Below are 12,552 nucleotides of genomic sequence, written 5' to 3'. Positions count from 1 at the left end.
AATCCAGGAAAGCGTACATGACCCTCAACCTGACAGTCCCGCCACAGACTCATGCTGATTTCACCCCGAAGATCACGGTGATCGGGGTTGGTGGCGGCGGCACGAATGCCGTCGACAACATGATCCAGGCGGACCTGAAAGGTGTTGAGTTCGTTGTTGCCAATACGGATGCGCAGCAGCTGATGCACAGCCGGGCAGACCGGCGCATTCAGCTTGGTCCGCATCTGACGCAGGGGCTTGGCGCGGGGGCGAAGCCGGAGATCGGCCGGGCTGCGGCAGAGGAAGCGGGCGATGAGCTGGCGCGGCATCTGGATGGCGCGCACATGGTATTCGTGACGGCGGGCATGGGCGGCGGCACCGGGACGGGCGCGGCGCCGATCGTCGCGCGGATGGCGCGTGAGCGGGGCATTCTGACGGTTGGTGTTGTGACGAAGCCTTTCAGCTTCGAGGGACCGCGCCGGGCGCGGGCGGCTGAAGAGGGCATTGCCGAACTTCAGCAGTATGTCGATACGCTGATCGTTATTCCCAATCAGAACCTTTTCCGGATGGCCAATGAGCGCACCACCTATAAGGATGCGTTCCGGATGGCTGATAACGTCCTTTACATGGGCGTGCGCGGCGTGACCGATCTGATGATGGCGCCGGGTCTGGTCAATCTCGATTTCGCTGATATCCGCACTGTCATGGCCGAGATGGGCAAGGCGATGATGGGCACGGGCGAGGCTGAGGGCGAGGATCGCGCGCGGCTGGCGGCTGAGGCGGCGATTTCCAACCCGCTGCTGGAAGACACCTCCATGGGCGGGGCGCGCGGTCTGCTGATCAACATTACGGGCGGCGACGACATGACGCTGTTTGAGGTGGATCAGGCGGCGAACCGTATCCGCGAGGAAGTGGCCGAGGATGCGAACATTATTTTCGGTTCGGCGGTCGATCCGGATCTGAACGGCAAGATCCGGGTGTCGGTCGTGGCGACGGGCATCGACATTCCGTCGGCGCGTCCGCATCTGGCGGTCGACAATGTCGAGCCGATGCAGGCGACGGGCACGGATGGCGGTTACGGGATGCAGCCGGGTGCCGAGCAGCATCATACGGCAGGTCAGCCGGCTCCGCATCATGGCGCGCCTGTCTTTGGCGGGCAGCATGGTGGTGCGCAGCCGGGGCGCCATCCTTCGGCCGGTGAGACTGTAACGGGCTTTGGCGCGCCGCAGCAGCCGGTTCGTCAGACGCCGAATTTCAACATGGACCCGCATGCGCCGGCGGCTCCGGCACCGGCTCAGGGCGGTCCGGCGCGGAACGCCTCGCCTCGCGCCGGTCTGTTCACGGATGCGACGCGTCCGGCGGCCCAGCGCCCGCCCGAGCCGGCGCCGCAGCAGCCGCGCAGTCTGTTCGGGATGATGACCGGCGTTCTGCGTCGTCCGTCCGAGCCGCGTCAGGAGCAGCCTACGGCCCGGCCGAACCCGGCGCCGCAGGTCACTCCCGCGCCGCGTCCGCAGGAGGCTCCGACGGTGCGTCCGGCTCAGGCGGACGATGGCGGTCTGGATATTCCGGCGTTCATGCGCCGTCCTTCCTGAGACGCTGGTCTGATGGTGGTCGTGTGAGAGTATCCGGTGCCGGCGTTTCGGCCGGAAGTTGCTGGTCAGGGAATTACTGGCCTGGGGATTACCGGCCTGACATGACCAGCGTGAAAATGCTGTTTCGATTCGAGCCGTAATGATAATTCGGGTCGGTTATCTTAAAGCCGGAGCAGGTTCTGTTCCGGCTTTCTGTTATCCGGCGTGACCCTCCGTATCGGAATGTTCCGGTTTTTCACGGTTTGTGAAGTATCCCAACGAACTTATGGTGTGTTCTCCCGTTAAACCGCCACATTTTCAGGAAAAGTAACATCGGTCCCAGGCGAAACAAGACGCAATAAACATTGACTGGAACCGGACCTGACCGGTGGTATTAAGAATAATGAACAAGTTTTAAGCCAGCATGGTCGACACACTGCAGGATTTAAGAGAAAGAAAAATGGAAAGCCTCAGTCTCGATCCGGTGATGACTGCAGACACGACAGAGGAGGCGTTTCTGTCGACTGCCAGCTCCTTCAGAACTCTTGCGACAGAAGCGTTTTCTTCCCGGACCGCCGAGCCGGCCGTGGCCGGGCAGAGGACGCTGAGGTCTTCCATTTCCTGTGTCGGGATCGGTCTGCATACCGGCGCGGCGATCAGGCTCTCCATCCGGCCGGCGCCTGCGGATACCGGGATTGTCTTTCAGCGGACGGACATTGCCGCCTCCCCGCTTCCGGCGCGCTACGACAGTGTTGTAGAGACGCGGCTGAGCACGGTGATTGGCGAATCGCCTCAGAGCGGCAACCGGGTTGCGACGATCGAGCACATGATGTCCGCACTGCATGGTCGCGGCATTGATAATGCGCTGATTCTGGTGGACGGGCCGGAGCTGCCGGTGCTTGACGGTTCCTCGGCCGATTTCCTGTTTCTGCTCGATTGTGCCGGAACGACGGAGAGCGATGAGCCGCGTCGCGAGATCGAGATTCTGAAGACGGTGCGGGTTGCGAATGGCGATGCGTTCGCGGTGCTGCGGCCGCACGCCCGTTCCGGGTTGTCTCTGGAGATGACCATCGATTTCCCGGCGGCCGCGATCGGGCGGCAGAAGCTCTCCCTTGATCTCGATGAAAGCGCGTTTCGCCATGATCTGGCGTTCTCGCGCACCTTTACCGAGCGGGGCGAGATTGACGCTCTGCATCGCGCGGGGCTGGCGCTGGGCGGATCGCTTGATAACGCGATTGTCGTGGATGGTGTGAATGTGCTGAATCCGACGGGTCTGCGGGCGCGCGATGAGTTTGTGCGCCACAAGCTTCTGGATGCGGTTGGGGATCTGTACCTGGCCGGAGCACGTCTGCGGGGCAGATTTATCGGTCATAAATCCGGGCATCATCTGAACAATCAGCTTTTGCGAACGCTCTTTGCCGACCGGTCCGCCTGGCGCTGGGCGCAGAAGCGCGCTTCGGGATCGCTTCAGCCGCGCCGGGTGGCGGCCTGACACCGTCGCTGGTCTGTGTCGCGGGTTTACGGGTTTATCCGCTGAAAACGGCTGCCGGAGGGGTGTTTGCCTTCGGGCATGGGTGACAGCTTTTCATGGGCCGTATCCGCGTGCCGGAACAGATTACCAAAACAGATTATGTGCGCCTTTCCGGCGCGGCAATCCGTGCTATAAGGCGGAACCTTTATTACCATGTCTGAACAGTGAGTTGATACGTGCCGCAGCCAATCTCGCGCATTTCGTCCAGCATGTCGTCGAGACTGGCTTCGACTGCCGCCTGCGCCACGCTTATGTTTCTGTCCGGCTGTTCTCTGTTCGGCGACAAAGAGAAGCCGCAGGTGCCGCAGCTGGCCTCTGCTGACGCGTTCTATAACAACGGAATCGACGCGCTGCGGAGCCGGCGTTACACGCTGGCGGCGGCGGAGTTCGAGACGCTTCAGCAGAACTATCCGTATTCGGGCTACACGGCCAGCGCGCAGCTCATGGAGGGCTATGCGTATTATCTGCAGAGCAAATATCCTGAGTCGGCGCAGCAGCTCGAGCGCTTTATCGAGCTGCATCCGACCAGCGGCGACGCGCCTTATGCGTTCTATCTTCTTGCGCTGTGCTACTATGAGCAGATCGGGGATGTCCGGCGCGATCAGCAGATGACGTCGGAGGCGATGTCACGCCTTCAGGACGTGATCGCGCGTTTCCCGCAGTCGAAATATGCCCGTGACGCCCAGCTCAAGATCGATCTCTGCCGCGACCATCTGGCGGGCAAGGAGATGCTGGTCGGGCGGTATTATCAGCAGCAGCGTTCTTATCAGGGGGCGATCGGGCGCTATCAGCGCGTGGTGCAGGATTTCCAGACCACCAACCATGTGGCTGAGGCGCTTGAGCGGCTGGTCGAGGTGTATCTCGATCTTGGTCTGACGGAAGAAGCGCGGCGGACGGGAACGGTGCTTGCGTATAACTATCCGGGCAGCAAGTGGTATCGTTATGCCTATAACGATCTGAAATATTATCATCTGCTCCAGGCGGGCACGCCGGTGCCGGGCACGACGAAGGGTCCAGCGGGCGCACCATCCCAGGAAGAAACGCTGTCTCCTGCGCAGTCCGCGGCGCGTGGCGTTGGCCGGGCCGATGCACCGCCATCCCTTTCGGCGGCTCCGGTACAGCCTGTGAACGCACAGTCTCTCCCGCAGCAGAATGACGGGTCCACTCTGACCAGCAATGTCGCGCATCAGGGCACAGCGCAGGGGACGAACGGACGCCCGCGCTGAGGACCGGATGCTGAGTCTGGCCTGTTGTCATAACGGTCCGTCTGGCGGATGTCGGATGTGGCGGTGGTCAGATCTGGCATGGGTCTGTGGTGGCCGGAATGACAGCAAAGGAACTGGCGCACGGCTGACCCTGGCCGGAGCGGGTTTCTGTGATGGTTGACGGGATGGTGCGACGGAACGATCCATCGGGTTTACTGCTCCGGGCGGCATGCTGCATGGGGCAGTGCTTTTTTGTCGCCGGGCGGAACGGGTTTTCGCCATGCTGAGTTTTCTCTCCATTCGTGATGTTGTGCTGATCGAAACGCTGGATCTGGCGTTTCATGCCGGGCTGACGGCGCTGACCGGTGAGACGGGCGCGGGCAAGTCGATCCTGCTGGACAGTCTTGGTCTGGCGCTGGGTGAGCGGGCCAATGCCGGGCTGATCCGCGCGGGAGCGGATGAAGCACGGGTGACGGCGAGCTTCGAGGTGGCGGCGGATCATCCGGTGCATACGATTCTTGCCGAGCTCGACATTCCCTATGAGACGGGCGAGCCGCTGATTCTGCGGCGCGTGGTGAATGGTGACGGGCGGTCGCGGGCCTGGGTCAGCGATCAGCCGGTGGGAGTCGGGCTGCTGCGGCGGATTGCGGCGACTCTGGTGGAGATTCAGGGGCAGCATGAGCAGATGGGGCTGGCGGACCCGGCCACGCATCGGGATCTGCTGGATGCATTTGGCGTGCGCCCTGCCCTGCGGAGTGAGGTGACGCGGTGTTTCGCCGCCTGGCGGGAGGCGCGGACGACGCTGGAGGCGGCGCGGCGGGAGATGGCCGAGGCGGCGCGCGAGGAGGAATGGCTGCGGCACAGTGTCGATGAGCTGTCGTCTCTGGCGCCTCAGCCGGATGAGGAGCTGTTTCTGGCGGAGCAGCGGCTGGCTTTGCAGCGGAATGAACGTCGGGGCGAGGCAGTGGCGGCGTCGCTGGCGGAGCTGACGCCGCGGGACCGGCGCAATCAAGGTCCGGCGGCGGCGCTGCGGGCGGCGACGCGGGCGCTGCACAAACTGTTGCCGGCGCCGGGACATGAGCCGGCGGCGGGCGGCAATGAGCGCGATCCGCAGCAGATTCTGGCGAATGAGGCGCTGAATGCGCTGGAGGTGGCGGAGACGGCGCTGGCGGATGCGGAGAGTCTGCTGAGTCGTCTGGTGGCGGAGCAGGATGCCGATCCGCAGCTTCTGGAGCAGACGGAGGAGCGGCTGTTCGCGTTGCGGGCGGCGGCGCGGAAATACGAGACGACGGTGACGGATCTGCCGGATCTGCTGAAGCGGCTTGTGGAGCGGCTGGATGCGCTGGAGACCGGGACGGCGCGGATCGAAGTGCTGGAAGCGGCGCTCCGGGAGGCGCGGGCGGCGTTTGAAAAGGCCGGCGCGGCGCTGACGGAGGCGCGCACGAAGGCGTCCCGGAAGCTGGAAGCGGCGGTGATGGCGGAGCTGAAGCCGCTGAAGCTGGAGCGGGCGCGGTTTGTCTCCGCGCTGACTTCGCTGCCGGCGGAGCAGTGGAGCGCGGCGGGGATGGAGCAGGTGACGTTCCTGCTCGCGGCCAATCCGGGACAGCCTCCGGGGCCGCTGGGGAAAGTGGCGTCGGGTGGCGAACTTTCACGGCTGATGCTGGCGATCCGGCTGGTGCTGGCGGGACGTTCGGCGATCGGGACGCTGGTGTTTGACGAGATCGATTCCGGGGTCGGTGGCGCGACGGCGGCGGCGATCGGTGAGCGGCTGCATCGTCTGGCGCGGGACATGCAGGTGCTGGCGGTGACGCATTCGCCGCAGGTGGCGGCGGCGGCGGATCATCATCTGCGGATCGGCAAGATCGTGCGGGGCGGCCAGACGCAGACGAGCGCGGCTCCCCTCCCCTCGGACGCGCGGCGTGAGGAGATTGCGCGGATGCTGGCTGGCGATGTGGTGACGGATGCGGCGCGGGCGGCGGCGGCGAGCCTGCTGGAACCCCGCTCATGAGCGTGGAAACGACACAGATTCCGGTTGAGGCGCTGACGGAAGAGCAGGCCAGCGCGGAGCTGGCGCGGCTGGCGGCGCTGATCGCGCGGCTGAATGTTGCATATCATCAGAAGGACGCGCCGGAGGTTTCGGACGCGGAGTTCGATGCGTTGCGGCGGCGGAACGAGGAAATCGAGACGCGGTTTCCGACGCTGATCCGCGAGGACAGTCCTTCGGTTCAGGTGGGTGCAGCGCCGGACGGGGCGTTTGGCAAACACCGGCATCTGGTGCCGATGCTGTCGCTCGACAACGTGTTCGATGCCGCGGAGTTTGAGGTTTTCGTCGGCAGGGCCGTCAGGTTTCTCGGACTGAGCGAGGAGCAGGCGGCGGCGCTTCAGTTTGTCGGTGAGCCAAAGATCGACGGGCTTTCGATCAGTCTGACCTATGAAAAGGGTCGCTTTGTGCGCGGGACGACGCGGGGCGACGGGACGATTGGCGAGGATGTGACGGCGAACCTGAAGACGCTGCGGGATCTGCCGTTGCGGCTGAAGGGCGAGGCTCCGGAGCTGATCGAGATCCGGGGTGAGGTGTTTATCGGCAAGGCGGCGTTTCTGGCGATCAATGAGACGCAGAACGCGGCCGGGGAAAGACCGTTTGCCAATCCGCGCAATGCGGCGGCGGGGTCTCTGCGGCAGCTCGATCCGAAGGTGACGGCGAAGCGGCCGTTATCGCTGTTCGCCTATGCGATGGGGGCGTCTTCCGCGCCGGTGGCGACGTCGCACTGGGAGTATCTGGAGCGGCTGAAGGCATGGGGGTTCACGGTTAATCCGCTGTCCACTCTGCTGGCGGGCAAGGCGGAGGCGGAGCCGTTTTTCGAGCGGATGGTGCGTGAGCGGGCGACGCTGGATTATGATATTGATGGTGTAGTCTACAAGATTGACGATCTTGCGCTGCAGGATCGGCTTGGATTTGCCGGGCGGGCGCCGCGCTGGGCGGTGGCGTGGAAGTTCCCCGCCGAGCAGGCGGTCACGCGGTTGCTGTCGATCGAGATTCAGGTCGGGCGCACAGGGGCGCTGACACCGGTGGCGCATCTGGAGCCGGTGAATGTCGGCGGGGTGCTGGTGGCACGGGCGACGCTGCACAATGAGGATGAGATTGCGCGCAAGGATGTACGGGTCGGCGATCTGGTGCAGGTGCAGCGGGCCGGCGATGTGATTCCGCAGATCCTGGGTGTGGTGCCGGAACCGGGCCGGGAGCGGGCGGCGCCGTTTGTGATGCCGGATCACTGTCCGGTCTGCGGCGCGATGGCGAAGCGGCCTGAGGGCGAGGCGGTGCGGCGGTGTGAGGGTGGCCTCACCTGCCCGGCGCAGGTGGTGGAGCGTCTGATTCATTTTGTCTCACGCACGGCTTTTGACATTGACGGGCTGGGTGAGCGGAGCATTCGCGAATTTCATGACGCGAGACTGGTGCGGGCGCCGGGAGATATTTTCCGGCTGCCGGAGCATGAGGCGGAGATTGCGACGCGTGAGGGCTGGGGAAAGACCTCGGCGCGCAAGCTTGTAAAAGCGATAGAAGAGCGCAGGATAATTCCGTTTTCGCGGTTCATTTACGCGCTGGGCATCCGGCGGGTGGGTGAGAGCAATGCGAAGCTGCTGGCGCGGCATTACGGTTCGTATGCGAACTGGGCGGCGCAGATGCGGGCGGCGGCGGTGATCGGGTCCGAGGCGCGTCAGGAACTTGGGGAGATTACCGGCATTGGCGGGGCGATCGCTGATGAGATCGTGGCGTTTTTTGCCGAGCCGCATAACCGCGCGACGCTGGACGATCTGCTGGGGCAGATCACGGTTGAGGATGAACAGGCTGGCGGCGACGGGAAGCTTTCGGGAAAAGTGATTGTCTTTACGGGAAGTCTCTCAACGATGACGCGGCCTGAGGCGAAGGCGGTGGCGGAGCGTCTTGGCGCGAAAGTGACTGACAGCGTCTCGAAGAAAACGGATCTTGTTGTTCTGGGCGAAGATGCCGGGTCGAAGGCGAAAAAGGCTGCGGAACTGGGGATCGATACGCTGGACGAGGCCGGGTGGCGGGAACTGGCGGGTCTGCCTGCAGTGTGACAGACGATGACAGGGTGGACAGCGCGCTGATGTCTGGCCGGCTGAACACGCCAGCGGGGTGTCCGGCCGGCGGAACTGGCGGAAAGTGACAGGTTTTTCACGGAAAATCCGAATTGCAGGCGGGGTGTTTCCCTGCCATGATGCTGGCCCCGGGAGCCGGTCGACTGAATAATAATAAATCCCCGCGGATTGCCTCCAGGCCTGCATTTCCTTCCCGGGACGACCGGAAATGCGGATTTCGGAAGCTCCGCGCTCGGAGAGTACTGGTCATGACGAAATGGGTTTACAGCTTCGGTGGCGGCCTGAATGAGGGCGGCGCCGGAATGCGCAATCTGCTTGGTGGCAAGGGAGCCAATCTGGCGGAGATGGCTTCGATCGGACTGCCTGTGCCTCCGGGATTTACCATCACGACGGAGGTCTGTTCCGCGTTCTATGAAAACGGGAACAACTATCCGCAGGGTCTGGCCGAAGAGGTGGCGGGGGCGCTGCACCGTGTCGAGGAGGTGATGGGGCTGACCTTCGGCGATGCGAATGCGCCGCTGCTGGTTTCGGTCCGCTCGGGCGCGCGCGTGTCGATGCCGGGCATGATGGATACGGTTCTGAATCTCGGGCTGAACGACCAGACCGTCGAGGGGCTGGCGCGCTCTTCCGGTGACGAGCGGTTTGCCTGGGACAGCTATCGCCGGTTCATCCAGATGTATGGCTCGGTGGTGATGGGGGTTCCGCATCATCGCTTCGAGGATCTTCTGGAGCAGGCCAAGCGTGGTCTTGGCGTGCATGACGATACGGCGGTAACGGCTGCTGACTGGCGCGAGATTGTCGAGGGTTACAAGGAAATCGTGCAGCGGGAGACGGGCAAGCCCTTCCCGACCGATCCGCAGGCGCAGCTCTGGGGTGCGATCGGCGCTGTGTTCGGTTCGTGGATGAATCCGCGGGCGAACACCTATCGCAAGCTGCATGAGATTCCGGCGAGCTGGGGCACGGCGGTCAACGTGCAGTCGATGGTTTTCGGCAATATGGGCGATGACTGTGCGACGGGCGTGTGTTTCACGCGCGATCCGTCCACGGGCGAGAACGTGTTCTACGGCGAATATCTGGTGAACGCGCAGGGTGAGGACGTGGTGGCGGGCATCCGCACGCCGCAGCCGATGGCGGCTGAGAAGGCGACGCCGGATCAGTCTCCGATGGAGAAGATTCTTCCGAAAGCCTATGGCGAGCTGATGCGCGTGCGCGAACTGCTGGAGAAGCAGTATCGCGACATGCAGGATATCGAGTTCACGGTACAGCGCAACACGCTGTTCATGCTGCAGACCCGTACGGGCAAGCGGACGGCGGCGGCGGCGCTGAAGATCGCCATCGATATGGCGCGTGAGGGGCTGATCACGCAGGAGGAAGCGATCCAGCGCGTTCCGCCGACCTCGCTCGATCAGCTGCTGCATCCGACGCTCGATCCGAAAGCGGAGAAGACGCAGATCGCGCGCGGGCTGCCGGCATCGCCGGGCGCTGCGGCGGGTGCGATTGTCTTCACGGCGGAAGAGGTTGAGGACCGGGCGGCTCAGGGCGAGGATGTGATTCTTGTCCGTATCGAGACCTCGCCGGAGGACGTGCACGGAATGCATGCGGCGCGCGGTGTTCTGACGACGCGTGGTGGCATGACGTCTCATGCGGCGGTTGTGGCGCGTGGCATGGGTCGTGTCTGTGTGGCCGGCGCGGGCAGCATCCATGTCGACTACAAGGCACAGACGCTGACGGCGAACGGTGTGACGCTGAAGGCGGGTGACTGGATCACCCTCGATGGCGGCACGGGTGCTGTCTATGTCGGCAAAGTGGCGACGATCCCCCCTACCCTTTCCGGCGATTTCGGCACGCTGATGGGCTGGGCCGATGATGTGCGTCGTCTGCGGGTGCGCGCCAATGCGGAGACGCCGGACGATGCCGAGACGGCGCGGAAATTCGGGGCCGAGGGCATTGGTCTGAGCCGGACAGAGCACATGTTCTTTGGGCCGGACCGGATCGGACATGTGCGTCAGATGATCATGGCGGACGATCCGGAAGCCCGGAAGAAGGCGATCGGGGCGTTGCTGCCATTCCAGCGGGACGATTTCGCTTCGATTTTCCGCATCATGCGCGGGCTGCCGGTGACGATCCGTCTGCTTGATCCGCCGCTGCATGAGTTCCTTCCGCATGGTGAGGCGGAGCTGGCGGAGGTGGCCGGGGCGCTGGGTCAGAGCATTGAGTCGCTGCGGGCGCGGCGTTCGGCGCTGTCTGAGGCGAACCCGATGCTGGGTCATCGCGGGTGCCGTCTCGGGATTTCCTATCCCGAGATCTACGCGATGCAGGTCCGGGCGATCATGGAGGCGGCGATTGCGGTGTCCCGTGAGGCGGGCGAGTCGATTGTTCCGGAGATCATGATTCCGCTGGTTGGCATGAAAACGGAGCTTGAGGTCACGCGCAAGGCGGCCGAGGCGGTTGTTGCGGCGGTGTTTGCCGAGCAGGGCACGACGCTGGACTATATGATCGGCACGATGATCGAGCTGCCGCGTGCGGCGATTACGGCGGGACAGATCGCGGAGGTGGCGGACTTCTTCTCGTTCGGCACCAACGATCTGACGCAGACGACGCTGGGTCTTTCGCGAGACGATGCGGGATCGTTCCTGCCTTATTATGTCGATCACGGGCTGCTGCCGAAGGACCCGTTTGTCTCCATTGACCGTGAGGGCGTGGGGGCGCTGGTTCAGATGGGCGCCGAGGGTGGCCGGAAGACGAAGCCGAAGCTGAAGCTGGGCGTGTGCGGCGAGCATGGCGGCGATCCGGATTCGATCGCGTTCTTCGAGAGTGTCGGGCTGGACTATGTATCCTGTTCGCCGTTCCGCGTGCCGGTGGCGCGTCTGGCGGCGGCCCAGGCGGTTCTGGCAAAGAAGAAGCAGGCGGGCATTCCGGCGTGATCTGATCGCGCGGTCCGGTTTTCGGGCGGGAGGAGGTTGCTTTCGGGCGGCTTCCTCCCGTTTTTTATGTCTGGATATTTGCAGACAGAGGACAAGGCAGGGCTCTGCCCCGCACCTGGAAGGGGTCGCGGTCCCCTCGTCCGTTTTGATTTAATAAACCGGGATCAAAGGGACTGCGGCCCTTTTGTGGGGTTCGGGGCAAAGCCCTGAGGAGAGCGGTCACAGTCTCCGGCGGACAGCGGAAAGGAGCCGTTTGAGTCGTTTTGCGCGGCGTTTGGAGGCGGGACCGTGGGTTTCGTTTTCGGCTGAGTATTCCGACAGATTCCAGGTTTTCAGCAGGGTCTGGAATTTTCGTTTTCTGTCGGGATCGAGGCTGTCGGCACGCGCTCTGTTCAGCGTGAAGAAGGCGTCTCCGAGGATGAGGTCTCCGTCGAAAGCATTAACCGGATCGAAACGGCGCAGGACGAAGCCGAAACGGCGGAGATAGTCGATGAGTTCGTGCAGAAGTTTTGTGTTCCGGTAGATCGGGGTCAGCCAGGCCTCGACCTCTATTCCCAGACACTGATCGAGGAGACCTCCGAAGCCCAGCAGAATCTCATATTCATAGCCTTCGACGTCGAGTTTGATGACATCGGGAGCGGGAACCTCTCCCTGGCTGTATAACGTGTCGTATCGGTCGCATCGGACCTGCGCGGTGCCTGTTGCCTCGTAGAGAGGAGCGATCGAATAGCCGGCCAGCATATCGGGGTCGGCTTTCAGCAACGATGTGCAGCCGTAATGCCGTCCGATTGTGAGTTCGAACTCTCCGGCCCGTGATGACAGGCCTCGTTCGATCACGAGGGCGCCGGGGATGTGAGACAGCGATCCCCGCAACTGCTCTGCCTCGATGGCGTTCGGCTCGAACAGGACCGGTCTGATCAGGCCGGGCTGTTTCGCCCATTTTTCCTGCAGGCCGCCGGACGCGCCGACATCGACAATGACGATCCGATGATCCGCTGAAGAAATGACTTCACTCATGCTCTGCATTCTCCACAACATCCGGTACGTTTACCTGAGCTGAAGCTGTGATCCGGAACAGCTGGGCAGCCCCGTTCTGCCGTAGCACCGTCTGCTTCCCAGAACTTCAAAAGAAGTCCGGTACGGAATGGTTCATTGCCGGCCTCTTCATGGTTTTCGATCCGATCGGGGATGCCGTAAGATTTTATTTGCGGCTGCATAATTTT

General features: G+C 63.3%; 7 protein-coding genes. 6 read left to right on the top strand and 1 reads right to left on the bottom strand.

Annotated elements, in window-relative coordinates:
* The first annotated feature begins 17 nt into the window (after window positions 1-17).
* The 6 genes from ftsZ to ppdK all read left to right on the top strand — a co-directional run bounded on the left by ftsZ (window position 18) and on the right by ppdK (window position 11,329).
* Window positions 18-1,571: a cell division protein FtsZ gene (ftsZ, locus tag GOB93_RS11145; protein WP_173583572.1), complete on the top strand. Its 1,554-nt coding sequence runs from the start codon at window positions 18-20 to the stop codon at window positions 1,569-1,571.
* Between the two features lie 439 nt (window positions 1,572-2,010).
* Complete coding sequence (lpxC, locus tag GOB93_RS11140) at window positions 2,011-3,042, top strand: UDP-3-O-acyl-N-acetylglucosamine deacetylase (RefSeq protein ID WP_242010712.1); 1,032 nt, start codon at window positions 2,011-2,013, stop codon at window positions 3,040-3,042.
* A 248-nt stretch (window positions 3,043-3,290) separates the two neighbouring features.
* The gene (locus GOB93_RS11135) at window positions 3,291-4,307 is read left to right on the top strand and encodes an outer membrane protein assembly factor BamD (protein ID WP_173583616.1); all 1,017 of its coding nucleotides are present in this window, start codon (window positions 3,291-3,293) and stop codon (window positions 4,305-4,307) included.
* Window positions 4,308-4,566: 259 nt separating this feature from the next.
* Window positions 4,567-6,294, top strand: a complete 1,728-nt coding sequence (recN, locus tag GOB93_RS11130; RefSeq protein ID WP_173583571.1) for a DNA repair protein RecN — start codon at window positions 4,567-4,569, stop codon at window positions 6,292-6,294.
* The gene (gene ligA, locus GOB93_RS11125; RefSeq protein ID WP_173583570.1) at window positions 6,291-8,384 is read left to right on the top strand and encodes an NAD-dependent DNA ligase LigA; all 2,094 of its coding nucleotides are present in this window, start codon (window positions 6,291-6,293) and stop codon (window positions 8,382-8,384) included. Before recN ends, ligA begins: the two co-directional genes overlap by 4 nt.
* Before the next feature lie 269 nt (window positions 8,385-8,653).
* Window positions 8,654-11,329, top strand: a complete 2,676-nt coding sequence (ppdK, locus tag GOB93_RS11120) for a pyruvate, phosphate dikinase (protein WP_173583569.1) — start codon at window positions 8,654-8,656, stop codon at window positions 11,327-11,329.
* Window positions 11,330-11,548: 219 nt separating this feature from the next.
* On the opposite strand, the gene GOB93_RS11115 is transcribed toward ppdK, so the two are convergent.
* The gene (locus tag GOB93_RS11115; protein WP_173583568.1) at window positions 11,549-12,346 is read right to left on the bottom strand and encodes an FkbM family methyltransferase; all 798 of its coding nucleotides are present in this window, start codon (window positions 12,344-12,346) and stop codon (window positions 11,549-11,551) included.
* Between the last annotated feature and the right edge of the window lie 206 nt (window positions 12,347-12,552).

Origin of the sequence: Acetobacter musti (assembly GCF_011516835.1) — a bacterium.
Classification (GTDB): Bacteria; Pseudomonadota; Alphaproteobacteria; order Acetobacterales; family Acetobacteraceae; genus Acetobacter; species Acetobacter musti.
The sequence above is the reverse complement of the archived record's forward strand: the minus strand, read 5'-3'. Positions and strand labels throughout refer to the sequence as shown.